24 protein-coding genes are annotated in these 23,266 nt (G+C 46.0%); 3 read left to right on the top strand and 21 right to left on the bottom strand.

Annotated features, from left to right (window positions below):
• The 18 genes from DWY57_RS19625 to DWY57_RS19535 all read right to left on the bottom strand — a co-directional run bounded on the left by DWY57_RS19625 (position 1) and on the right by DWY57_RS19535 (position 20,377).
• A complete protein-coding gene (locus DWY57_RS19625; RefSeq protein WP_007853054.1) occupies positions 1 to 462 on the bottom strand; it encodes a MaoC family dehydratase in 462 nt (153 codons plus the stop codon).
• A 6-nt stretch (positions 463 to 468) separates the two neighbouring features.
• A complete protein-coding gene (locus DWY57_RS19620) occupies positions 469 to 1,128 on the bottom strand; it encodes a sialic acid O-acetyltransferase NeuD family sugar O-acyltransferase (protein ID WP_007853052.1) in 660 nt (219 codons plus the stop codon).
• The gene (locus tag DWY57_RS19615; protein WP_007853050.1) at positions 1,125 to 2,078 is read right to left on the bottom strand and encodes a hypothetical protein; all 954 of its coding nucleotides are present in this window, start codon (positions 2,076 to 2,078) and stop codon (positions 1,125 to 1,127) included. Before DWY57_RS19615 ends, DWY57_RS19620 begins: the two co-directional genes overlap by 4 nt.
• The gene (locus DWY57_RS19610) at positions 2,075 to 3,286 is read right to left on the bottom strand and encodes an ATP-grasp domain-containing protein (protein ID WP_117875810.1); all 1,212 of its coding nucleotides are present in this window, start codon (positions 3,284 to 3,286) and stop codon (positions 2,075 to 2,077) included. The genes DWY57_RS19615 and DWY57_RS19610 overlap by 4 nt, the downstream gene beginning before the upstream one ends.
• A gap of 5 nt (positions 3,287 to 3,291) precedes the next feature.
• Positions 3,292 to 4,401: a DegT/DnrJ/EryC1/StrS family aminotransferase gene (locus DWY57_RS19605; protein WP_038605913.1), complete on the bottom strand. Its 1,110-nt coding sequence runs from the start codon at positions 4,399 to 4,401 to the stop codon at positions 3,292 to 3,294.
• Between the two features lie 23 nt (positions 4,402 to 4,424).
• On the bottom strand, positions 4,425 to 5,861 hold the full coding sequence (locus tag DWY57_RS19600) for a lipopolysaccharide biosynthesis protein (protein WP_007853041.1): 1,437 nt from the start codon (positions 5,859 to 5,861) through the stop codon (positions 4,425 to 4,427).
• Positions 5,862 to 5,928: 67 nt separating this feature from the next.
• The gene (locus tag DWY57_RS19595) at positions 5,929 to 6,609 is read right to left on the bottom strand and encodes a hypothetical protein (protein ID WP_032950725.1); all 681 of its coding nucleotides are present in this window, start codon (positions 6,607 to 6,609) and stop codon (positions 5,929 to 5,931) included.
• A gap of 398 nt (positions 6,610 to 7,007) precedes the next feature.
• Complete coding sequence (locus tag DWY57_RS19585; RefSeq protein WP_237464013.1) at positions 7,008 to 9,275, bottom strand: DEAD/DEAH box helicase; 2,268 nt, start codon at positions 9,273 to 9,275, stop codon at positions 7,008 to 7,010.
• Positions 9,276 to 9,492: 217 nt separating this feature from the next.
• A complete protein-coding gene (locus DWY57_RS19580) occupies positions 9,493 to 10,908 on the bottom strand; it encodes an undecaprenyl-phosphate glucose phosphotransferase (protein ID WP_119962302.1) in 1,416 nt (471 codons plus the stop codon).
• 44 nt (positions 10,909 to 10,952) lie between these two features.
• A complete protein-coding gene (locus tag DWY57_RS19575) occupies positions 10,953 to 13,364 on the bottom strand; it encodes a tyrosine-protein kinase (RefSeq protein ID WP_119962301.1) in 2,412 nt (803 codons plus the stop codon).
• A 37-nt stretch (positions 13,365 to 13,401) separates the two neighbouring features.
• Complete coding sequence (locus DWY57_RS19570) at positions 13,402 to 14,202, bottom strand: polysaccharide biosynthesis/export family protein (protein WP_005840559.1); 801 nt, start codon at positions 14,200 to 14,202, stop codon at positions 13,402 to 13,404.
• Between the two features lie 25 nt (positions 14,203 to 14,227).
• Positions 14,228 to 14,662: a hypothetical protein gene (locus tag DWY57_RS19565; RefSeq protein ID WP_057099036.1), complete on the bottom strand. Its 435-nt coding sequence runs from the start codon at positions 14,660 to 14,662 to the stop codon at positions 14,228 to 14,230.
• Between the two features lie 438 nt (positions 14,663 to 15,100).
• On the bottom strand, positions 15,101 to 15,619 hold the full coding sequence (locus DWY57_RS19560) for a UpxY family transcription antiterminator (protein WP_117875918.1): 519 nt from the start codon (positions 15,617 to 15,619) through the stop codon (positions 15,101 to 15,103).
• Positions 15,620 to 16,196: 577 nt separating this feature from the next.
• Positions 16,197 to 17,411, bottom strand: a complete 1,215-nt coding sequence (locus DWY57_RS19555; protein WP_038605920.1) for a site-specific integrase — start codon at positions 17,409 to 17,411, stop codon at positions 16,197 to 16,199.
• A gap of 160 nt (positions 17,412 to 17,571) precedes the next feature.
• The gene (locus tag DWY57_RS19550) at positions 17,572 to 18,327 is read right to left on the bottom strand and encodes a hypothetical protein (RefSeq protein WP_117875917.1); all 756 of its coding nucleotides are present in this window, start codon (positions 18,325 to 18,327) and stop codon (positions 17,572 to 17,574) included.
• Between the two features lie 30 nt (positions 18,328 to 18,357).
• A complete protein-coding gene (locus DWY57_RS19545; protein ID WP_117875916.1) occupies positions 18,358 to 19,278 on the bottom strand; it encodes a relaxase/mobilization nuclease domain-containing protein in 921 nt (306 codons plus the stop codon).
• Between the two features lie 4 nt (positions 19,279 to 19,282).
• Positions 19,283 to 19,654, bottom strand: a complete 372-nt coding sequence (gene mobC / locus DWY57_RS19540; protein ID WP_165853624.1) for a plasmid mobilization relaxosome protein MobC — start codon at positions 19,652 to 19,654, stop codon at positions 19,283 to 19,285.
• 228 nt (positions 19,655 to 19,882) lie between these two features.
• Complete coding sequence (locus tag DWY57_RS19535; RefSeq protein ID WP_075965485.1) at positions 19,883 to 20,377, bottom strand: DUF3408 domain-containing protein; 495 nt, start codon at positions 20,375 to 20,377, stop codon at positions 19,883 to 19,885.
• Positions 20,378 to 20,937: 560 nt separating this feature from the next.
• Between DWY57_RS19535 and DWY57_RS19530 the strand changes: the two genes are divergently transcribed.
• Genes DWY57_RS19530 through DWY57_RS19520 form a run of 3 tightly spaced genes read left to right on the top strand, consistent with a single transcriptional unit; the run spans position 20,938 to position 21,903 of the window.
• The gene (locus DWY57_RS19530; protein ID WP_075965486.1) at positions 20,938 to 21,249 is read left to right on the top strand and encodes a helix-turn-helix domain-containing protein; all 312 of its coding nucleotides are present in this window, start codon (positions 20,938 to 20,940) and stop codon (positions 21,247 to 21,249) included.
• Between the two features lie 6 nt (positions 21,250 to 21,255).
• On the top strand, positions 21,256 to 21,543 hold the full coding sequence (locus tag DWY57_RS21120; RefSeq protein WP_009275867.1) for a hypothetical protein: 288 nt from the start codon (positions 21,256 to 21,258) through the stop codon (positions 21,541 to 21,543).
• Between the two features lie 36 nt (positions 21,544 to 21,579).
• Positions 21,580 to 21,903 (top strand): helix-turn-helix domain-containing protein, encoded by a 324-nt coding sequence (locus DWY57_RS19520; protein WP_004295308.1) that lies wholly within the window; start codon positions 21,580 to 21,582, stop codon positions 21,901 to 21,903.
• A 338-nt stretch (positions 21,904 to 22,241) separates the two neighbouring features.
• Here DWY57_RS19520 and DWY57_RS21005 read toward each other — a convergent pair whose 3' ends face one another.
• The 3 genes from DWY57_RS21005 to DWY57_RS19500 all read right to left on the bottom strand — a co-directional run.
• Positions 22,242 to 22,421: a hypothetical protein gene (locus DWY57_RS21005; protein ID WP_080504972.1), complete on the bottom strand. Its 180-nt coding sequence runs from the start codon at positions 22,419 to 22,421 to the stop codon at positions 22,242 to 22,244.
• Between the two features lie 4 nt (positions 22,422 to 22,425).
• Complete coding sequence (locus tag DWY57_RS21000; RefSeq protein WP_004320820.1) at positions 22,426 to 22,818, bottom strand: hypothetical protein; 393 nt, start codon at positions 22,816 to 22,818, stop codon at positions 22,426 to 22,428.
• Positions 22,819 to 22,856: 38 nt separating this feature from the next.
• Positions 22,857 to 23,266 (bottom strand): sigma-70 family RNA polymerase sigma factor (locus DWY57_RS19500; RefSeq protein ID WP_119962299.1); only part of this gene is annotated, 410 nt, incomplete at its 5' end.

Here is a 23,266-nt window from a genome sequence, read left to right as displayed (position 1 = left end):
TTATAACTCTTTCTTTTTTACTAATACTTTTCTTCTGAATGACAGAACATCTACTCCATTTTGATTATAAGCGATGGATTCCACATAAATAATTCCACGGTCAGATTTGGATTTAGACTCACGCTTATCCAATATCTTTGTGCGAACATAAATTGTATCATTCAAAAATACCGGATTTAAATGTTTAATGCTCTCATATTCTAAATTGGCTATTGCTTTTCCACTGATATCAGGTACGGTAATCCCAACAGCCAACGAAAATACTAATGTACCCACCACTAGAATTTTTCCGTGTTGGTTTTTTGCCGCATAATCCATATTAGTATGAACGGGATGATGATTCATTGTCAACAAGGAAAAGAAGTTATTATCACTCTCAAAAATAGTTTTGGAAAGTGAATGTTGGATTTCGTCACCTATGACAAAATCCTCATAATAAAGTCCTAAAATTGATTTATTCATTATTTTTTATTTATGTAATTCGTGCGCAGGATTTCCTACGAGTGTTTTCCCACATTCGACATCTTTTACAACATTTGAGGCCATGCCAATCAGGTTGTAATCTCCAATTCTTATAAGGTTCCTAAGGCTGCAATTCAATCCGGTAAAATTTCCATTTCCTATTTTTAAACCACTACCGATACAGGTATGAGCAGCGATAAAATTATTATTTCCAATTACCGTATCATGCCCAATTGATGAATTGGTGTTCATTGTGTTAAAATCGCCAAGTACAGCATTACAGTTGATGGAACAATTTGCTAGCACAATATTTGCCTGTCCCATCCGAACACTTTTAGCGACATATGCTGTCGGATGTATGAAAGACAAATAGCGCTCTTTCGGAATGTTCAGATTGTCCCGAAGCTGAATTCTTTCTTTGAGCAAGTCAGAACGATACATTGCAAAAACGAATTTGATATCAGCATCATCTTTAAATTTTTCATAAGCCTCCTTCGTGCCACACAGAACAGGCCACCCATTGATGCCACCCAAAAAGGCAGGATCATCGAATGCGAAACCTATAACTTCAATTTCTTTTCCGAAACGAATTTGAGCGTCATAAATCTGTTCAGCTATGACAACAGCAGTTCCTTTACCGCCAATTATTACTACCTTTTCTTTCATACTTCTATAATATTTAAAATTATTTCCATATCATTCTTTGAATATCTTTGGTCTATGGGCAACGGAAGAATATGGTTTGCCATCCACGTTTCCAGTGAATCTTTTCCAGCCCAACCGTCCACGTTTGGCCAATACTTTGCTACGAAAACCTTGTTTACGATAAAGTGCTGGCGAAGTTCTTGTCCTAATTCTGATATAAATGGAAATATCATTGGCACTTCACCATAGCAAAGTTTTCTACCCCCAAGTTGTTGCTGCAATGTGTTGTAGTTTTCGATTCTGCGACATGCAGCATACTCGTAATCAATGCTTTTCATCATGCGTTTTGTAAAGTTGGACATTCTCCGTATCGGCATTTTATGAAATTCCGCACTGGTAATATGAAAGTCTTGAAAACCGGCTTCGGGAGAAATGTCTATACGTTTCACAAGCGAATTTATACGTGTGTATGATTCATCCTGTGCAATTTCAAAATCGGTCTGAACGTTGGTATAAAGATACCCTCCGTCAGGTACACCGAAAAATTTACGACAACTATAAAATGTATCTATTCCATCAATTGGTTTTGAATAAAACGCCTGAGTGTAATCAAGAATAAGCCTCTGTCCGTATATGGAGGCAAGATGTTGGCAATATGCGTCTTGCAACCCCCAATAGTTAGCATACAACAATGCTTCACCATCGTTTAGCCGGATTTCATCAATTATACGGTAATCCTTATTTATATGATAAAACTCATACGGAATACCAAGTTTCTTAATTGGTTCAACGGCTGAATCGCAAATGAAATACGGAACGTACACTTTTTTATAGTGCTTGCATCTCAAAACATACTCCAAGCAGAAACGTCCGCTATTAAGGGCAATAGCATTGGCATGGAGTTCGGGATATATAGGAAGCTCCAGCTCAAAATAGCCTCCTATCGGCTTTACTTGTTGAGTTCCTGTCATTGCAGATTTACCTTAATTAATGTGTTATGATTCTTGCAGAAATCTTCCATTTCTATACTTTTATCAAAATGCAGAAAGATTATGCCGAGAGCTTTACCGGCTCCATCAAAAACTTCAATCTTGTCACCGGGTTTCTTGTAAATGACTTCACGATAGACAAACTTTCTTATGCTCTCATCTATTTCAACATTGCCGAATGTTCCAGTCTCATAACTATGCAGGACATAATGCATATAGCAACCGGGAAGGGCTTTTACCGGCTTGTCTACAAAATCAGGCTTCACCCCTATTGCGGCTTGTACGTTGGCTTTCACCAAATCTATGCCGAAAGCGTCGCTAAGCTGAATGGGAATCATGTTACCGCCTGCTCTTGGACCCAACTCGAGGAAATGCACATTGTCGTCTTTATCAAGCAGAATTTCAATATTCATCTCGCCAAAACGGATATTAAGTGCTGTAATTACACGCTGCAATTCGTTGTAAACAAATCTTTTTTGTTTTTCATTGATGGCCGCCGGTTTTTTTTCCCCTATCGGAATTAAAGGACTTCTTACCATATCCCTAAGGCACTCCATTTCACCATAGAGAACTATTTTCCCGTTCCATACGAAAATATCACCGCCAATGACATATGGATAGCCTCTCTGAATGAACTCTTCAACGAGCAAAACTTTATTCCTTGAATATTCGTCAGCCTGGCTTATAGCCTTTTCAAGTCCGTTCCAATCATCAAGCCTTGTCACACCCTTGCTGCCAGACGAGTCGGTCGGCTTTACCACAAATGGAAACGTAAAATTCTTAATATTATTCTTAATTTCATCTATCGGAGTTTGGGGATTAAATGGGTAGAATTTAGGGCATGCAAATCCGTTATCGTGTAAGAACTTACGCCACGGATATTTCAATCCAAGAATCTCTACGCTCTTTGCAGGATTAGTGGGCAATCCCAGTTTCTCGGCTACGATAGCAGCAGGAAGAGCAGCAGGGTCGGAAGCATAAGCGAGTATGCCATTGATTTGCTCTTCCTTAGCGATTTCATAAACGGCTTCAATATCTGTTGTGCTTGTAGCGTAAAATTTATCTGCCTCATATTGTCCGGGATTGTCCGGAAGATAATCGCAGACAATGGTATAATACCCTAATTCCTTAGCCGCTTTTATCGCTACAAGCTGTTGGGCAGAACCGCCCAGCAGCAATATTTTCTTCATACCTGTCACTTAATTATACTATCAAGTATTCGTTGAATGTCATCGTTACTAAGCGCATGGTGCATTGGCAAACAGATTACGCTGTCGGCCATCTTGTGCGCCTCGGGCAGATTCTCCGGTTTTGCGCTTTCAAGTCCGCGGTAGGTTGAGAACTCGCTGATAAGCGGATAGAAGTAACGGCGGCCGAGAACATTTTGCTCTTTCATCTTGAAATAAAGTTCATCGCGAGTCATTCCATATTTTTTCGCATCTATAAAAATAGGGAAGTATGAATAATTGTGACGGACACCAGGGATGTCATCGAAAAATGTTACACCCTCAACATTACGAAGAACTTCACGATATTTTATGGCGACTTGGTGACGTGCTTCTATCGCGGCATCCACTTGTTTAAGATTGAGCAGACCGTAGGCCGAACGCACCTCGTCCATCTTGCTGTTGATGCCAGGACCGACCACGGTTGTTTCGTTGGCGAAACCAAAATTCTTCAAGTAGTCTATGCGCTTCTTCATTTTTTCATCGTGCATCACCATCGCTCCACCTTCTACGGTGTTGTAAACTTTTGTAGCATGGAAACTGAGTGTGCTCAGATCACCGGCATTGAGTATACTCTCACCATTAACCTCTACTCCAAATGCATGAGCAGCATCATAAATCACTTTCAAGCCATATTGGTCGGCAATCTCCTGTATCCGCTTGGTGTCACAGGGCTTGCCATATACATGTACTGGCATTATAGCCGTGGTCTTAGGCGTAATGGCAGCCTCTATCTTATCGGGGTTAATATTACCTGTAGTAGGGTCTATATCCACAAATACAGGCTTTATACCATTCCACCACAAAGCGTGAGTCGTAGCAACAAAACTATAGGGAGTAGTAATAACCTCGCCTGTTATACGCAATGCCTGAAGAGCTGTTATCAGCGGCAAAGTGCCATTAGTAAACAGACTTATATAAGGCACCTTCAGATAAACAGCCAGTTCCTTTTCAAGTTGCTTGTGAAAAGAACCATTATTGGTTATCCATTTACTTGCCCAAATCTGCTTGAGCATTTCATTAAAATCATCAAGATTCGGCAGTAACGGTGACGTTACTGTTATCAATTCATTATCCATGATAAATTTGTTTTATATTAGTTCTATGGTTTTCTCTTAAGTAAAGACAGTATTTCTGTAAGTTCAGAAAACTTAAAGATGTGACTTGACAATATGTAAAAGGTCATGCCTATAGCAACACCGACACAAAGTTTTACGATATCGCTTGGGATGAAATAGTTTACCATAAGTATCAGGACGAACATTACGAGGCAGAGAACAATAGTAGGTAACAGGTCGCACATTTGTTTGAAAAAACCGACATTGATCAGTTTGCCGGTGTAGTAAGTGTTTATCACTAATGCTACGAGCGAATTGAGAATTGAACCATAACACATCACAATAAGACCAAACGGCGCGGTGATGCAAAGTACGGTCACACCAAGAATTTTCTTTATGATTTCAAGTCGCAGGAACAGGTCTGAACGGCCTTTCACTTGCAGAAGATTGAGATTGATGGCGTGAATGGGATACCACATCATGCTGAAACAGATAATTTGCAATAATTGTCCGCAAAACTCCCATTGCTGTCCAAGCATAATGCTAATAAAAGGCCTTGAGACTGAAGAGAGACCTATCATCAACGGGAATATTATAAAAGCAGACAATTTTAGGAATTTACGGTAAATTCCGGCAAGGCGGGCGTCATCATTTTGTATCTCGCAAAGCACGGGATAGGTTACACGCTGGATTATTCCGGTAAGATTGGACGAAGGGAACTCAGAGAACTGATGTGCGCGAGTATAATGTCCCAGGTTTGAGGCACTGAAAAGCTTGCCTATAACAATGGGATAGATGTTGCGATAAATGGTATCGAGCAGTCCTGATGCAAGGAGCTTCGAGCCAAAGGCGAACAATTCGTGAAATGATTGCCAAGAATATATCAATCGTGGTCTCCACTTTGACAACAGCCATAACAGACTTGTATTTATACCGAGATTAAGCAACTGTTGTGTAACCAGCGACCATACGCCGAATCCATGGTAAGCCATTGTTATGCCTACTACGCCCGAAGTTACAGCGGCAGTCAAGGCGGCCTTGGCTTGGGTCTTGAAGTCAATCTTGATCGTAAGAAGCGCACGCTGTACAACTGCCAAAGAATTGAAAATTATGCTGATACATACGACGCGCATTACAGGGCAAAGCTGTGGCGTATTATAGAAATCTGCAACAAACGGGGCAGAAATGTACAATATAAAGTAAAGCAAGCCACTGACGACAATATTGAAATAGAATACAGTGTTGTTGTCAGTCTCAGTCCTATTCTGTTTACGTATCAATGCTTGCGAAAAGCCGCTGTCAATCAACGACTGCGCCACAGCAATGAAAATGGCCAGCATACCGATGATTCCATAATCATGCGGTGTAAGCAACCTTGCCATCACAATCATAATCAGGAACTGTACGCCTTGAACGGAAAAGCGCTCGATTGTGCTCCAAAGTACACCTTTGGCTGCTTTCTGTTTTAAAGAATCTGGCATAATTTATTAATTTGATATTAACCAGCCGTTTTCTAACAGTTTTAATTGTTGAAAAATGTCATGAATTTCAACGAGAATACCTTTCGAAGTATTCTATTCCACTTTTTAGGCCAAGAGGAATAAAATCATTACACATCCAATCCATATCTGAGTCTTCAGAGTAATTTTCGATATGCTCTTTTTGAAATTGTAACATTTCAATAAAGAATCTGCAGAAAATATCTGTATGAATGCCAAACGTCACTTTAATGTTTTCGTCATAAACACCAAAGAGATTTATACCAACACTGTCATCTTCTTGTTTCTCGTAACCTAATAAAGTATAGGTTTCAGACTTTGCTGAATGCGCTATTTCCGATAACATTCCATACATCACACCTCCATTTTCTATCTTACTAATTTGAGGAACTTTCTTCTTTTTAATTGCTATTTTAAGCTCGTCCATATTTTCAGTTTCCTTGTAACGTGCTAATAACTCCAATTGTTTTCGCACTAAAGTTGCTGCTTCTATGTTTTCACAATAATGTAACAGTTCATCTATCATCATATGGGTTCTAATAAAAGAAACTATTAAAGGTAATCGATGTTGGTCTTTCTCCCCAGTCACATTTATTTGTCCTAAACGTTCAAATAAACTGCATAGGTATTTTTCCATTTCATTCATTAGTAATATTCCGTTAGGAATAGCCTTATCAAATTCAATGCATGCGCTATTGCGGCATTGTTTGTGAATTTCTTTAAGACTCATAATAACTACAAACAATCAGTCTCTTCTAAAAATATCCCGTGTATAGACTTTCCCCTTCACATCATCCAGACAAGCATCCCCTGAAGGGGAAGACGGCACGGACTCCGATGGTGGACCCGAGGGAACACCATCCACCTGAACTTCCACTATTTTTTTGCGGGTATCCTTGTACCATTTGTGAAAAATGTTATATGGAACATTGTTCTGTAAACAGAATGTCTGGACTGACATTCCGAGAGGCACCGCCTCGGTTTGATACTGAAAGTAGAATCTTTCAAGGTCTTCACTGCTTAGCATAATTCGTAAGTTTTAGTTCGCAGCGAAGATATATATTTCATTTTTGAGCCCTAATTTGAGTGCTTACCACAGATTTACAAACAAGACTGGTAGATCACCCTTTATGGCAGTTTCACTACTACCTTGTTTCCGGATACCTTTGTTCCTGTGACATCGCCTTTCATGCTGATTTCTATATCAGAGTATTGCGGTTCAATCATCATTGTGCCGTCAATGGCAATGACACCCCACTGGCTGTAATTCTTCTCCACGGCGCAATACCGGCCTATGGGAGGCCTGACATTGCGGTATATCGGAGGAATGGTGATACGCTCACCGACTTTCAGCCCCCATTTCATCCCTGAACGGAACGGAACAGCCTCGCCTGACTTTTCCAGAAGCAGCCGCCTTTTTTTCATTTTCTCGGATTCCGCCATATTCCGTATCTCCCTCGCATGCTTTGCCAGTCGCTCCATCGCGGCCAAACATTTCTCTCCCTCCTCTGCCGGGAAGTGACATCCGATGTATTTTTTTTCCCCACAGTCTGTCACATGATAGTATTTCCCTCCGATGTCCGTCACGATGATGCTTCCATCCACCAACCATCGGCATATCCAATAGTAACTGTCATGATCACCACCGAGGAGACAGGCATATCCCCATGGAAAACCAGCCATATGAGGATCGTCAATATAGCATTGGACGGAAGCATTATAATCAAAAATCGCCACATAGAACTTGTGGTCATAAATATAGCCGCCACTCAGGTTCAGTTTGCTTGCATACAGATTTTTTGTACGGCTGTAATACATGCGACCGACTTTCAACATCTCCACATCCCCGAAACGCTTCACCTCGGGTTTTTCCCTGTATGACCGCAGGTTGTAAAGATCTATATAATCAGATCTGCCGTTCGGTTTCTGCACGGTCAGGAAATTGTTTCTCATGAATTTCATGGACTGGCAATACCCTTCCTTCCTTATAATCTCACCACAGGCGTTTACCAGTCCGCAGTTCTTGTCCGAGAGCCTCACCGCTGCCATGTCATGCCGGATATCGAAGACTGTGACGAATACCGGGGCCGTAATCTTATTTCTTCCCCGGCACAGCCCCCATAACCCGCTGTTCTTGTCGTGCCATGCTCTAAGTTCCGGCCTCTTGCAGGGATTAGGAGTTTTTTGCAAAGCTATAGCGGAAAGCAGCCTGTCATGGGAAACGATCATTTCCATACCGAAGTCCTGACATGAATCTTCCGCGGTGACAGTTTCCGGACTTGTTCCGTTTCCATGCCGGACGGTCCGTATTCCCCTTCCAGCCATATCCCCACGGAACATCGCTTCCCAGTCCCATGCCATGGTGGGCAGACCGAACACACGGTAAAGCCCCACGTTGTCTATCAGCACACATGTTTCCTTACCGGTTGATTTTCTCAGTCCGCGCCCGGCCTGTTGCAGATATTTGGCCAGCGAGAGTGTCGGGCGCGCCATCTGCACGAACTCCACATCGGGGCAGTCAAATCCCTCGCTGAAAACGTCCACATTTACCAGTACCCTTATTCTGCCTGTCTTGAAATCCTCCACCATCCGTCCGCGTTCAGCAGCCGGTGTGTGACTGTCTATGGCTGCGGCGTCCAGTCCTTTTCCACTGTAATACGCCGCGATGTTCCGCGCATGGTCGATACTGACGGCATAGACGATCCCCTTCTTCCCGTCCGCATACTCCAGAACGCTCCGGTATAACCGTTCGATGCTTGTGTGGCGATTCAGTACATCATTCATCTCCCTTATCTGATAATCACCGTCGGCACCGCGTTTTTCCAGCGAGTCTATTAACCGTTGCTCCCTGCTATTTGCACGTATCGAGACATAATCAAATGACGACAGCCATCCTTTCCTTATAAACTCCGCCACACTCCACGAGCATACCAGCGAGTCGAAAAGGTCTGTGAATCCAGAACGTCCCATCCGACAGGGAGTGGCGGTAAGTCCGAGAAATTTTGCTTCCGGACACCAGTTCCACAGCATCCGGTAAGTCCTTGCCTGCGCATGGTGCGCCTCGTCAATGATGACCAGTTCCGGTTTTTCCACCACATCATCGTAATGCCGTGTGAGCCATTGTATGGACATCACCCTGATGCACCCGTCAGTCAGACTTGTCCCGTATTTTGCAACGGTCTCTTCAATCTGCGCCACAAGCTCCCTGCGGTGTGCGACGATCCAGACCGTCCTCTTTCCATCAGTGAGGAAACTGCTTACCACCGCCGCCAATACATGGGTCTTGCCGGTACCTGTGGGCATCTGCACCATCACGCTGCGATGCGTTAGCCACTCCTCCGAGAGACGGCGCATGATGTCTTTCTGATAGTCATGCAGACATACGGTTTTTGCCATATCGTTTTCGATTAAAGCTCCGGGAACAAGCGCTCTCGTTCCCGAAGCTCCCCCTGCACTTTTCACAAAGGACAAGGGTTCTGATCTAACATTAGTGCCGGCTATGTTCCATTTCCGGCCGGCAGACGGAAATAACAGGCTGCAAAAACAAAGTTTTTTAACTGCTAAATTACTAAGGACCCTCATCGAGAAGGATCGTTAAGAACAGCCCGTTTTACTAATAGGCATTCTTCTCGCCACGGAAGACATTCGCCACCGTCCTGTACATGATGTAAAGGTCCAGACCGAAGCTCCAGTGCTCCAAATACCAGATATCACCACGGATACGGCCCTCCATGTCTTTTAGTTCCTTCGTTTCCCCACGGAAACCCGTAACCTGGCTCCATCCCGTTATACCCGGTTTCACAAAATGCCGCACCATATATTTATTGATCAGCCTTGAATATTCCTGCGTATGGAGAAGCATGTGAGGACGAGGCCCCACGATACTCATATCCCCCAACAGCACATTGATAAACTGGGGCAGTTCATCTATATTCGTCTTACGCATTATATTGCCCCAGCGCGTCTTGCGGGGATCATGCTCCGTGGCCTGTATCCTGTCGGCATCTGCATTTACTTTCATACTGCGGAACTTGTAACAATAAAACTCCCTGCCGTTCAGCCCGTTCCGTTTCTGGCGGAAGAACAGCGGGCCGGGCATGGTCAATCCGGTCACTATCGCCACCACAATCAGAATAACCGGAAAAAACGTACAAAGGAACACCGATGAGACTACTATGTCAAAGGTTCTTTTCAGCAGGCGGTTCCCCGGCCAACTTAAGGGATCGGGGCGAAGGCCCAGGTAAGGGACGTTCCCCATGATGTTGAACGACATACGGTGGTGGAGATAATTGCGCACATTGGGCACACTGAAGAAATGTACCAGATGGTTCTCGCAGTAATCAATCAGAGAAACGATGACCTCTCTGTCTTTTGAGGGCAGGCAGCAGAACAGGTAATGTACATAATCATGTTTCTCCAGATATTCCTGTACCTGCGCCGGCTGGCCCAAATACGGACATTCTACCGGGAAAGCAGGATTCGCCTGACCGTCAAAATAGCCCACGACCGAATAACCTGTATCTTCATTGCCCGACATCTCATGGTAGATTTCCAGGTTGTTGTCCGTACTTCCTACCAGTACTACAAAACGCGTATGTTTCTTGCTCATACGGTAAAGCCTGATGAGAAGACGAAGAGTGAAACGGAACGAAACAAGACACAGAAACAGGAGGAAAAGGTACTCCAGCATGAACAGGGAGGTTATATCCGCATACTTTCCTACAGAAAGGACCAGACCGCCCAGGAGGACAAACAGGAACATATTCTCGAACACACGTTTCCATATCTGAAGGGAATGCACTTTCCTCCGGTGAAGCACTACTTCTGAATGGATGGCGCAAAGGGCGTAACATAACATCAGTGTAAGCATGACTTGCAGAACGGTGGTTCCACCAACCTGCAGGCTATCCCACTGCATCTCATTGGACAGCTTGCTGAAAAGCAGGAATAGCAGACCGCAAAGAAAGGTCTCGGTGACAATCACAAAGGTCTCGATCAAGTGGTTGTAGGATGCTAATTTGTCTTTCATGGTAGGTTGTTATTATCAGATCACATTATAAAAGTGATCTCCTGTTATTTTTTCATACCATATCCATAGCCGTAACCATATTTGTGCCCATATCCATAGCCATATTTATGACCATACCCATAGCCACTCTTTCTTGAATTCAAATCAATACAATTAATAACCGTAGCCAATTTATCGAATTTCTTCTGATCCCGCAGCACATTAATATACTGATACCCCAACTTCGGAGTTACATCTGCACGACACACATACACGCACATATCAGCCACACGACTGGCAATAGCAGTATCGGTCACAATAGCAATAGGAGCCGTATCAAGAATAATGTAATCGTAACGCTCTTTCAATTTCTCTATTGCATCTTCCAGTACCGTACGCGCCATCAACTCTGTAGGATTGGGAGGAATAGGACCACCCGGAAGAATATCAAGATTAGGACTTACATCCGAATGTTGTATCATATCAAAAAGATTGGTATGCTCGGGGTCAGCCAGATAATTGGTAATACCTTCCGTGCGATGGGACAGATTAAAGACCTTATTCAGCCCCGGCTTGCGGATATCCAAACCCACAATAACAACTTTCTTACCCATATAGGCCAGACTGACTGCCGTATTTCCAGCAATAAAAGACTTGCCTTCACCCGGCTGTGTGGATGTAAAAAGCACCACTTTCTGACTGGCACCAAGCATGAACAACATATTGGTACGCAGACCACGAAAAGCCTCCTCCATCATACCGTTCTGATTCTCCTGAACCACAATGGCACCTTTTTCGGGCTTCTTACTTAAAGGAAGCTCACCCAAAATAGGAACATCCGTTATCTTCTCCACATCCTCGGCATTCTCTATCTTATATTTTAATAAATCCTTCAAATAAATAAGACCTACAGGAATACCCATACCCAATACAAGAGCAGTCAGCATAACAAGCATCTTCTTAGGAGAAACCGGCTTTTTACTAGGAAGAGCAGCTTTGATGATACGTCCGTTATTAGCAGTGGATGCCAGGGTTATTGCGTTTTCTTCACGCTTCTGAAGCAACATAATGTAAAGGGTCGCCTTGATTTCCTGCTGGCGGGAGATAGTAAGAAATTCTTTCTCCTGCTGCGGCGCACTGCTGATCCTGCCTTCAAACTTCCGTGCCTGACGTTCAAGGTTGGACTGCGCTATCTGCAACCCTCTCAGTACACTGTTCACGGTAGTCTGCACATTGTGCCGCATGGACTCGATGCCCGTATTGATATTGATTACCGCAGGATTGTTTTCGGAAGAGGTACGGAGCAAACGCTTGCGTTCGATCAGCATCGTGTTATATTGGTTGATGATAGAACCCAAATTCTGGTCCTGCAACCCTACATTGGCGGGAATCACCTCGTTTGCATTCTTCGGGTTGTTCACGTAGTTACGCAAGGACTCCACCAGTTTCAACTGGGTGGCATTCTCGGTCAGCTGCTGTTCATATTTCGAACTCTCTTCCAAAGCCAGACGGGCATCGCTGGTCAAATCGGTCAATCCGGAGCGTTGCTTGAAATCGGCAAGTTCCGTTTCAGCAGTACCTAACTCCCGATTGATAATGCCAATACGCTCGTCTATAAACTCTGCGGATTTTTGAGCCACTTCATTCTTCTCGTCATTCGCGTCCAGATTATAAAAGTCAACCAGACAATTGATAAAATCGATACCGCGCTGCTTTACCGTATTCTGCAAGCTGATGGCAGCAATTGTGGTAGTCTTCGAAGTGGGTTCCACTGACAAATTCTCTACATAACTTTCCGTCACATCTGTAGGAGAATTAACGTATGCCACCAGATTCATATCTTCTTCCAAAGGTGGGACCGAGTCGTTCTTTGTAAAACTGAAAACTCCTACTGGAGTGGGGAAAACAGCCGGAATACTGTCAAAACTTACCTCAGTCTCCTGCTTCTCCTCGTCAAACATATATTCCACCTTCACATCCAATTTTCCATTCATGGTGTATTTTAGATGAAGCTTGGCTCCTTCTTCCAGATTGTCTGCCTCTTCAGGAGTCATATAAACTTTTACCGGAGTGGACTTATATAAAGGAGTGTTATAGCCGAACATACGTTCCTCGGCCACTGAAATATACAAATTCAAATGATTCACCACCTTTTTAATCAAGGTTCTTGACTTCAGGATTTCCACCTCATTGTCAAAATTGTTAGTCATGGAGAACATACCCAGATCCTGAAGGGCTCCCATAGGATTATTACTGCTTCCACCTTTCTTGTCACCTTCTTTGATGAGTACGGCCGCATCAACATTATAGACAGGAGCTTGATAACGGAGATAGATGAAAGCAGATATAATACAAACCAGCACACTGGCTACAAACCACGGCCAATAGGCAAAGTATTTAAAAAACAAGGCATAAAGATCAACGTTCTCCTCACGTTGCTCGGTACCCGAAGGGGTGTTCTTCTGTTCGTCAGTCATATCAACAGTTTGTAATCAACAATTATATTTATGAGTTTTATTTCAAGATGGTTGCCAGAAGGCTTGCAAGAGATACCAAAATGGATGTAGCACTGATCCATATGCTGGTGCTGCTGCCAATGTCCGAGTTCTTGGCTTTTGTCTTATTGGGCGTTACATAGATGATATCGTTCTGGCGCAGGTAGTAATAGGGAGATACAACCAGCTCTGCATTATTAAGATTCAAATTGATAATCTCACGCTTGCCTTTTGCATCCTCACGAATCAGTTTCACATTGTCACGGACGCCATAAACGGTCATATCTCCCGCCATGGCAAGGGCTTCAAGGATATTTACCTTTTCATTTCCTACGGTAAAAGTACCCGGACGGTTCACCTCTCCCAATACCGAAATTTTGTAATTTGCCATACGGACTGTAACGATAGGACTCTCTTTCAGATAGGGCTGCAATTGCTCACGGATCAAATCTTCCGCCTCGTTTTTCGTAAGGCCGCCTACCTTCAGACGACCGATAACGGGGAAATCTATCTCACCCTTGTTATTTACCAGGTATTGCTGGAGAGTGGGTTGTGTGGTAGTATTAATATTGGTCAGGGCTGCATTCAGAGGAGTCTGTACCGTCAGGTTAAAAGGAGCGGCAGCCTGAGGATCACTCGTGTTCACAGTTATACTCAGCAAATCTTTCGGCATAATCTTTGCATCATAAAGGGGAAGATCTTCCCTGTAACTGTTCACTACCTCGGGATTCTGCATGTAAGGTACATTTTTATAGGAGGTGCAGCCTGCCAACAAGGCGGATGCCACAACAAACAATAATAGTTTCTTTAAAGTCTTCATATCAGTTTTTTCATTTATTATTCAATCATCTGCCAAACAGGCGCGAGAAAAGACCTCTGCCGTGATTCTCCGAAACAGGAGATTCACCGGCACTACGTATCAAATCCGAAAAAGTGGTTCCGTCATGAATCATTCCATAAATAGTACCCCAATCGGGAAGGCCTCCCAAGTTGCGGTCATCTATAAAAAGATCGGCTTTGAGCTTGCGTGAGTAATGATTGTTACGCCCTTTCTCCTCCTCCGGATAGTCGCGATTCACGGCATAAAATTCAAGACCGCGATCACGGCAAAAGGCAAGAGCCTCGTCAAGCAGACGCCCTTCACGCACTGTCCATAGAATCAACCTGTGATGTTCGTCACGCAATTTTTTCAATGTCTCAATGGCAAACGGCAACTCCCTGCCGATTGCCGGATACTTGTGCTCAACAATAGTACCGTCAAAGTCTACTGCTATGGTCATTGTATGTATTATTTCTTGTAAATTATATAAATTATAATTGCTCAAATTACTCTGTCTTATTTAAATTTAGGAAGATATGTCATTGATGTTAATTTTAGTAAGATTATGCGTCAACAATCATGGAAATAACAAGTGAGCGTCATATTCCTTGTTGCCGGACATCAGCTGCTTCATTGTAGTTGAGACATATTCCTCCACGTTAAGTCCTACATTTTGCAAGTTTCAAAGAGTGCTCAAAAAGTCAATGCCGTTTCCACACTTTTCTGTTAGTATTAAATTACCGTATAATATACTATATTAAATAAGTAAATATTTCACAAAAAACATTATCAAATCCAATTGGCTTTAACTATCAACATATGGCTGCCTGAATAGAATCGACCGTTTCAAATAAAGAAGGAGCGGAAAGATTGGAAATGAAAGCCACAGGCAGTTCTGTCAGATAAGTTGTATATATTCAGGAGCGACCTCCACTCCTACGGCAAGAAATCCCTCCAGTTCGACGAGCAGGCGTTTGACTTTGGAGCCCCGTGTCGTGAGCAGGCTCCCCTCGTATCCGCTGAGCGGTCCGCCCTCGATGCGGATCTTACGCCCGTACATGGCTGGGATAATCTCTTCCGGCAGGTAATACTTGGGGGATTCAGTGGCGTTCACGGCACGGATGAAATGCTCCATGTTCCTATCAGCTACCGTCATTGGCTCGCGCCACGTGCCACGCAGCCAGCGATATTGGAGGGTAGGTGTCTTTTCCACGACGGTGTCAAGGTTGTTTTGTGTTTCATGCACGAAGAGCAAGTCCTGTATGAAGGGCACTTCCTCACGGATACGCATTCCCTTGCGGGTGACCAAGTGCCATTTCATAGGAACGAAGACCTCCATCTTCATTCCTTCCAGCAGCTTATAAGCGGGTACTTTGGCGTTTGCCCTTTTCAAGTCGCGCATTACGTACCACCTCATTCCTTTTTCGATCCTTGTAAATGCCGCCATTTCGCTTCAGGACATATTTATCAATCCTGCAAGATTGTGAATATTTCTATCAATCAGGCAGTTATAAATACAGTTCGTAAAAGTTCGGGATTTCTCCCTGTTCTTGTTCCATTGCTTCATTCCCGATCAGAAATCTGCATCTGTTTGCCATTATATCTGGCGGATTTTCAGGTGCGTTTGCACCTGCTTCTGTTGCACTTCTCTTTATAAGAGATGAATAACCGGATGCAAAATTACGAAAAATATTGAGAATAACCACAAAATGAGTAAAAAAATAACAATGGGACACGAGCCGATCCTTAAAACCGCAAAACGGATTGTTGAGCGAACTGCTTTTTAGAAGAAGGCAAAGTATTTATTATCAGACTGTTTTATTCATATATGTCGCATAGTTCATCTCTTATAAAGAGATCATAATTTTTGCTTAACATTTTATCATCCCTGAACATTCTTACATCCAAGATTATTCCTTGAACAAGTATTCCTTATTCAGGATTTTTTTTTCACTTCTCTCGAAAAGAAAGCGTCTGTCCGCTCGATATGTTTGTTATTCCCTGCATAAGGAATTTAAAATCAATCTGTTCGCCTTATCAATGGTGGCAGTGTCCAATGTGGTCAGATAGATCCTCGTTGTGTTTTCCGAATCATGTCCCATACCTTCGCTGATTACGGAAATCGGAATATTCTTACTCCGGGCCGCACTGGCCCAGGAATGACGGGCGACGTAATGGGTCAGGGGGACGGACAAGCCCAGTTCTTTTCCGATAGCTTTCAAATATCTGTTGATACGATGGGATGCGTTGATATATTGCTTTCTCTCGTCCATGCCCGGCCTGGCGATAATGGGAAGAAGGTACGGGGAGCCGGGAATATTGTAACGGTCCACGATCTCCTGCATGCACGGCTCCCATTTTACAAAAAGTTGTTGACCGGTTTTTTTCCGCCGGTATGAGAGGATGCCGTTGTCGAGATCCTTCTTTTTCAGAAACACCATATCGATCATGGACATCCCCCTTGTGTAAAAACTGAGAAGCAGCATGTCCCTTGCAAACCTCTTGGCCGGATGAAGTGACAGGTCCAATGTCATGAGCTGTTTTATCGCACGCAGGGGAACGGCCCGCTTCGTCGTTCTCTCGACTCCCGTATAGACATGTCTGAAGGGGAAACGCTGGATAACGAGTTCTTTCTCCACGGCACGGTTATATACCGCCCGCAGGTTGCGCATGTAAAAAGAGATGGTATTCATGGAAACCCCGCCTGATTTCAGCCACGCCTCGTATGCGATCATCAGGTCGGAATCCATATCACAGGGCGGTATGTCCCTTCCCTCCATGAAACGCATGAAACTGTTAAGGGTAGAGGTGTAGGTCTCGCTTGTCCGTATCTTGCCCAGGCGTTTCAGACCGTTGGTGACCTCCCGCATAAATACGGAAAAAGACAGCCCGCAATGTCCATCGTAAAAGGCAGAGGTTACATCATCGGCGGTGAAAGTACCTCCCTTCCGTTCCAGAGCTGTGATGACATTCTCCAGACGGTCGGTATCTTCCGCTATTTTTTTATCCAATAGCAATAGATATTGTCGTCTGTCCTCATCGGATGACGCGATGACAATCCGGGAATGCCGCTTGCTCCATTCGGCAGGAAACAGCTTGCAAGAGGTGTTGATCTGCCTTGCCACACGTCCGTGAATCACTTGATAATAAACCGTACCCTCTCTGCCGTCCACAGAAGAAGGTCTGAATTTAATTTTTACTGTAGCCATAAACTCTCTGATTTAAAATTATACAGAATGCAAAATTATCAAAAGGTGGTAGCCCGTCTTTTGCTGGCGAGCCATGCGGTTATGTACCATCCGGTAAAATACCGTTCCTTGTCAGCCATCGGCTGCCGACGATCGGAATTTGACTTTCACCCTTGCCATATCATCTCCGCCTTTTTGAATTTCTGCCCCTGATCGAGTCGGCCTTGTTTCCCAGCTCCCTTGCCGCACGCTCCTTTAACCGTGCCTGCTCGGCAAGGATGGCTTGCCTGTGTACCGCTTCCTCGTAGGCTTCCACATCCTTGCGCATTTGGTTTATCTTGCCGTTGTCACGGTTGAATCCGAAAATATTTTCCAGTCCGGAGATATTTTCAGGCGATGCTTCGCCCTTCATCCTGATGTAGCGGTATTTCAGGTCGTTGTCGGCACGGTCGTAGTCCGGCTGTCTGGCCGCATGGAGGGCGACTGCCAGAACTGTGACCATCGCGAACATCCCGGTGAAAGTCCAAAGTATACCTTTGGACTCGATGCTGACAGTATGGCGGTGCTCGTTGCGGATCTTTGCATTGTCACCGGCTGTCTTCAGCAGGGCCTTGATCTCCTCCGAGGTCTGCTCCCCGGTTTTTCTTATCCCGGCCAGGATTTCAGCGGTCCTGTCCGGCAACGGGTTCCTGCCGGACACGTCCTGTATGCTTTTGCTGACGGCGAGGAGCGTTCCGGCATATTGGCTGAACGATTTCCGGATTCCGTTCAAATCCCGTTCAAGCCCGTCCCTGATTTCCCGTAACATGGCAATTCCGGTCTCACCGCCCGTTACCGCGTTATTTTTATCTACCGGGGCGGATGATAATATCTCCACTTTCTTCTCGATCCTTTCAAGACATCCGTAGATGCCTTCCAGATAATTTTCCTCTTTCATCTTTCAAAGTTTTTTCGTTATACATATGGTTCACAAATTCCTTCCCTTCCTACGCTTCTTCTTTTTCCGCAGGCATTCCGCCTCTTTCTCGTCCTCCGTCGGTGCCACCGACGGCATGAACACGCCACCCGTACCGGTGACTTCGACCAGGTTGTCAATAACCGTACCATGACTTTGTTCATGGTACGGTTGCTTTCGGGAAACGTCATTTTCCAGGGATGTGACATGGTTACGGTCCAATGCCGCATCCAGCCTTGACCAGCTGAAACTGCGGTCAATCCCACTTCCCTTGAATGACAGACCGTCCTTGATAAAGCGGATGCCCTGCACTTCATTAGTGTTTCCCTTGTACTTGAATTCCATTTCCACGCCCATTTTTAAGAGCTTATTTTGAAATTCCTTCCATGTATTTGCACTCCTTAAAGCTTCCTTGACCGCACGGTATATCTCGTATTTCACCCTCTCGGAAGCGTGCAGCTTTTCCGTTTTAACGGACTGTTTGCCTTCGGAATAGGTGAGTGAATATTTGTCCTTGAGCATTTTTGTCACCCTTTCGTTACGCCTGAAATCGTTGCTGTCGGAAATCACCTTCCCGTCAAAGTCCACCCGGTTGAAGACGATGTGGCAGTGCGGGTTGTCCGTCCCGTGATGCCTCACCACGATGAACTGCGTGTTCCGTATCCCCATCAGCTCCAGGTATTCCTCCGCCAGACTTGCCATGAACGCGTCGGTCAGCCTCGGTGCGTCCTCCGGCTTGAAGCTGAGCGCGATGTGCCCCACCGGCTTCGTCACGTCCGGATTCAGCAGGCATTGCCACCGGAAACTTCGCGCCATCTCTTCTGCCGTTCCCAGCAGCACGCCTTCCGAGGCGATGATTTTCGCGTCGTCCTTCTGCGTCACGTAACGTATACAGCCGCCGAACGAGCGGCCTTTTTTGATCTTTCCTATCATGAGGCTATCCTCCTTTAGGCCTGTAATCGTCCATGATCCGCTTCAGCTTTCCCAGCAGCCCGTCTATCAGCAGCCTTGTCCTGTAAAAGCCTGTCTGGTGCGAGAGCTTTGTCAGCTGGTTCAGGTTGTTCGCCATTCCCGCCAGGCTGCGCAGCAGTGCGTTCTCTTCAGACGTATGCCTTGCCGTAACGGTGGCCGCCAGTGCCGCCTCCCTGATATAGACCGCCAGGCTCCGGCCGGACTTCCCTGCCCTGAACCTGAGAGCCTCGTAGCTGACGGGGGAGAACTTCACTGTCACTCCCCTGGTCAGCTTCCGCGTCCTGCCCAGTGCCGGACGGCCGCGTCTTTTCTTCATCCCATTCACATCCGTTGTCATATGTTTTTTCTTTTTCGTTCGTACTTCTTTCATTCCAAAATCTGCGACCGGCGGGAGCGGATTTGCCCTCCCAACAACCGCCGGGCGTGGGGGAGTAAGGGTTTTCGGGAATCCGGAAACATACCCTTGCTCCCCCCACAGAAAAATCCCCCCGCATTTTCCACATTGAAGCGGGTACACAGGGGACGGTGCATACATCGGGTATACTCCACGCCCGGTAACAGGCTGTCAGATTTTTCTCCACTGCTCGATGTCCCCACGGTAGGCGGCAAGATGCTCCCTGGCAAGGTTCTCCAGCAGTCCGGAAACGCTCATGCCACGCCCGCCGAGCCTGCGGACGACGGCGTCCAGTTCGTCCCTCACATCCTCACTGACGAACACCGTCTTGCGGTTCCTGATCTTCGGGACGGTGAGGTATGTTTCCCGGTACTCCTCCAGCGAGGCCCTGCGCTGCCTGCCGCTCGTTCTTCTTCTCACGGGGTCTTCCGGTTCCGGCGGGGTGTCCTTTCTTCCCGCCTCCCCGGACACCTCCTCCGCATCAGTCCCGGATGGAATCACCGGTTCCGCATCCGTACCGGTGGATTCCCCCGGACCGGGTTCCATCATGAGTCTTTCCCACCACCCGTCGTGGCCGGGGCTAGGACTACGACCGTTCTTTCTGTCTGCGGTTTCGGATGCCGCCGTTTTCTTTCCTCTTGGTTTTTCAGTCGGTTCACTTTTCATTGTACATGGATTTTAGATGGTTGATACTGTGGGCACGGTCTACCCGTTTGCCCGGTTGTCGGAAGCAAATAAAACGATAATAACAAGTGCTGTGAAACGGACGGGTCCGATTGGCGGGGTTTGCCGCGTTATTCATATTGTTGGATCGGTCTGACGGTGATGACTTCACAAATATACGCACCGGAAATTCCCAAATTCCCCGGGAACGGATCTGAACGTAGTACTTCTTAGCTTACTGAAAAGTGATTAATCAACTTTACCAAAAATGCTGTTTTTAAATTTGCCTATTACATCTGAACGCTTGCTTACTGAAAGCAAATGAATGTTAAAATCAGATTCCAATGACATCTGATGACATATAATGACATCTGATGAAGGGCCGGAACCATATCCGGGAACAATCATTTACTTTGCGGATGAAACAAGTACGCATATGGTGTCAAAGGTAGTCATCCTGTCTTGAAATTCAGGATGTTCCGCCGGGATTCACTAAATTGCGGCACGGAATCCGGATCCGAAAAGAGAATGAAACAGATGTCAAACCTGAAATTACATTGATTATGGAAATAGTGAACATTGAGGCAAGGACCTTCGAGGCGATGCTCTCAGCCTTCCGGACGTTCGCGGACCGGCTGGACAACCTCTGCCGGCTGTACGGCGACATGGAGGAGAAGAAATGGCTGGACAACCAGGAGGTGTGCCTGCTGCTGAAGGTCAGCCCGAGAACCCTGCAGACCCTGCGTGACAACGGCACGCTGGCATATACACAGATCTGCCACAAGACTTATTACAAGCCTGGGGATGTGGAAAGTATCGTCCGGATAGTGGAAGAGCGCCGCAAGCGGGCTGAAAGCATGGGAAAATCAATTTGAGAAGCCATGGGAAACGAAAGGATGATACTTTCTCCCGACAGTCTGGCAGGCGGCTGGGAAAGTCTGGACGGCAGTCCCGATTTCTACATCTTCAGGGATTCCAGCGGGGACTACCGCCTGCTGGCCTACAGCCTTGACGCGGAGTACGGGCGTGGAAGCTTCTCGCTCTACAGGATAGACGGGGACGGGGAGGGATGCCATATCCGTATCGGTACGAAAGAGTGCCGGTTCATGTCGGAGGGATGCCCCCACACCCTCCATGTCATGGGGTGGGGCCGATATATGAGAAACTGAAAAAGTAAATGTCAAACCAACAAACAGATGAGATTTATGATGAACACCGATAACCGTCTGCTCACCCGTGAGAGCAGCGAGCATATAAGAGAGTTCTTCTCCACCGTCGAACGTCTCTCCGTTTCCATGGAGCGTCTCTTTGCCGGCAGGTCACCGGCGATGGCGGGCGAGAACTTCTATACGGACCGCGAACTGGCTGAAAAGCTGAAAGTGAGCCGCCGCAGCCTGCAACAGTACCGTGACAGCGGCCTGCTTGCCTTCACCCGGCTGGGCGGTAAGATACTGTACCGTTCTTCCGATATCGAGAAATTGCTTGACGGCTGCTACCGGGAGGCGAGAACCAGGCCGGAGGAACTTTAGAAATGTTCCGTACGGGATCGTGAATGAAGGGGCGGTCGGTTGTCATACCGATTGCCCCTTCGTTTTCTTTCCATCGGATGAACGACTTTAATTTGCTCATAAAGTATTTATACACAGAGTATTTCTCTTTATGAATTATGATCCGGTGACAACATTGGCATAACATGGCGGGACATGGAAACATTTTTCCGGTATGGCAATAAGATACGGGGATTCCATTATAAAAAAAGACCCTTATTTTATTATGTCATTATGTTATTCTGAAATTGGGGCGGGTCGTTCGTGTACCGGTGGAACGATCCATTCCCGTAATGGCGGCACATTCCGTACCGGTATCATTATCCTCCGGCAATGCCGTTTCCCGGTCTTTTCGGAGTGACCTTATGCCGGCCGGTGACAACCGCATGTCCGTGTGTAAACATGACGGCACATAAAAACAGGCACATCCTCCGGGCTTTTGTCCCGTCGGATGCGCCTGTCTCCGTCATGTCATATACAGCCGGACTCCTCCGGTCCATGCCTCTATCTCAGTATCGGGTTCGAGAGCAGTATCTTGTAATAGGCAACCCCGCCAATCTCTACCGGCATCCTCGCCATCATGAACTGCACGCTCTTCCTCTCCACCTTCGCCTGCCGCATGAGCCTCTGCACGATAAACCCCGCCGAGAACCTTGCGCATCTTTTGTCCTTCCAGACGATGAACCCCTCGCTGTCGTCGGCCCGGCAGATGTACCAGTCACCCGTCTCGTCGTCGTGGGCGAAGTTCACCCGTCCGCCGCCGAGGATTCCCAATTCGATTGACATCGTCTTTGACAGATAGACAGTCCCCCTGCTGTCAAGGTTGATGGTCCGCTTACCCTTGTATGTGACTTCCTGCGGACGGGAGTTTTCCCTGTTGTATACTATCAGTGCCATAATTGTCCTTCTTTTATCGGTTGAACTGTTTTCGTTTTTCAATACATGAAGCTTTCCACCGCCAGCATCCGGCTTCTCCATGCGAAACCGCTGTGGGTACGTACCGCGTCCACTATCCTGCATACTTTCTGCGATATGGCCGATGCCGAGATACCCATGCATTCCGCCAGCGCCTTGAACGAGAACTGCGCCTCATAGAACCTGAGCATGAACATCCGGTACTCCTCGTAGGAGAACTTCTGCCTTACGAAACGCAGTATGTCCTTACCCAGCCTCTCGCACCCGTTCAGGTCGTCCTCGGAAAGGAATTTTGCCTCCTCGCCACATCGGAGGAAGAAATCATCTTCAGGGTGTGCATACCGGTTCTCCCTTTTAATCTTTACCAGGGCCGCCTTTTTGTAGCATCCGATGAAATACGCGTCATAGTCCGTTATGTCCTTTCCGGGAA

This window comes from Bacteroides sp. AF25-5LB (genome assembly GCF_003602965.1).
Lineage (GTDB): Bacteria > Bacteroidota > Bacteroidia > Bacteroidales > Bacteroidaceae > Bacteroides > Bacteroides uniformis.
This window is presented reverse-complemented; position numbering and strand designations above follow the sequence as displayed.

Bases quoted from the DNA above. Each gene is read 5' to 3' on its own strand.
- DWY57_RS19620 (WP_007853052.1), bottom strand. From the start codon at position 1,128: ATGAAAGAAAAGGTAGTAATAATTGGCGGTAAAGGAACTGCTGTTGTC.
- DWY57_RS19625 (WP_007853054.1), bottom strand. From the start codon at position 462: ATGAATAAATCAATTTTAGGACTTTATTATGAGGATTTTGTCATAGGT.
- DWY57_RS19605 (WP_038605913.1), bottom strand. From the start codon at position 4,401: ATGGATAATGAATTGATAACAGTAACGTCACCGTTACTGCCGAATCTT.
- mobC (WP_165853624.1), bottom strand. From the start codon at position 19,654: ATGACAACGGATGTGAATGGGATGAAGAAAAGACGCGGCCGTCCGGCA.
- DWY57_RS19580 (WP_119962302.1), bottom strand. From the start codon at position 10,908: ATGAAAGACAAATTAGCATCCTACAACCACTTGATCGAGACCTTTGTG.
- DWY57_RS19535 (WP_075965485.1), bottom strand. From the start codon at position 20,377: ATGAAAAGTGAACCGACTGAAAAACCAAGAGGAAAGAAAACGGCGGCA.
- DWY57_RS19520 (WP_004295308.1), top strand. From the start codon at position 21,580: ATGATGAACACCGATAACCGTCTGCTCACCCGTGAGAGCAGCGAGCAT.
- DWY57_RS21120 (WP_009275867.1), top strand. From the start codon at position 21,256: ATGGGAAACGAAAGGATGATACTTTCTCCCGACAGTCTGGCAGGCGGC.
- DWY57_RS19530 (WP_075965486.1), top strand. From the start codon at position 20,938: ATGGAAATAGTGAACATTGAGGCAAGGACCTTCGAGGCGATGCTCTCA.
- DWY57_RS19595 (WP_032950725.1), bottom strand. From the start codon at position 6,609: ATGAGTCTTAAAGAAATTCACAAACAATGCCGCAATAGCGCATGCATT.
- DWY57_RS21005 (WP_080504972.1), bottom strand. From the start codon at position 22,421: ATGGACCGGAGGAGTCCGGCTGTATATGACATGACGGAGACAGGCGCA.
- DWY57_RS19555 (WP_038605920.1), bottom strand. From the start codon at position 17,411: ATGGCTACAGTAAAAATTAAATTCAGACCTTCTTCTGTGGACGGCAGA.
- DWY57_RS19550 (WP_117875917.1), bottom strand. From the start codon at position 18,327: ATGAAAGAGGAAAATTATCTGGAAGGCATCTACGGATGTCTTGAAAGG.
- DWY57_RS19560 (WP_117875918.1), bottom strand. From the start codon at position 15,619: ATGAGGTGGTACGTAATGCGCGACTTGAAAAGGGCAAACGCCAAAGTA.
- DWY57_RS19575 (WP_119962301.1), bottom strand. From the start codon at position 13,364: ATGACTGACGAACAGAAGAACACCCCTTCGGGTACCGAGCAACGTGAG.
- DWY57_RS19585 (WP_237464013.1), bottom strand. From the start codon at position 9,275: ATGGCAAAAACCGTATGTCTGCATGACTATCAGAAAGACATCATGCGC.
- DWY57_RS19600 (WP_007853041.1), bottom strand. From the start codon at position 5,861: ATGCCAGATTCTTTAAAACAGAAAGCAGCCAAAGGTGTACTTTGGAGC.
- DWY57_RS19610 (WP_117875810.1), bottom strand. From the start codon at position 3,286: ATGAAGAAAATATTGCTGCTGGGCGGTTCTGCCCAACAGCTTGTAGCG.
- DWY57_RS19615 (WP_007853050.1), bottom strand. From the start codon at position 2,078: ATGACAGGAACTCAACAAGTAAAGCCGATAGGAGGCTATTTTGAGCTG.
- DWY57_RS21000 (WP_004320820.1), bottom strand. From the start codon at position 22,818: ATGGCACTGATAGTATACAACAGGGAAAACTCCCGTCCGCAGGAAGTC.
- DWY57_RS19570 (WP_005840559.1), bottom strand. From the start codon at position 14,202: ATGAAGACTTTAAAGAAACTATTATTGTTTGTTGTGGCATCCGCCTTG.
- DWY57_RS19565 (WP_057099036.1), bottom strand. From the start codon at position 14,662: ATGACCATAGCAGTAGACTTTGACGGTACTATTGTTGAGCACAAGTAT.
- DWY57_RS19545 (WP_117875916.1), bottom strand. From the start codon at position 19,278: ATGATAGGAAAGATCAAAAAAGGCCGCTCGTTCGGCGGCTGTATACGT.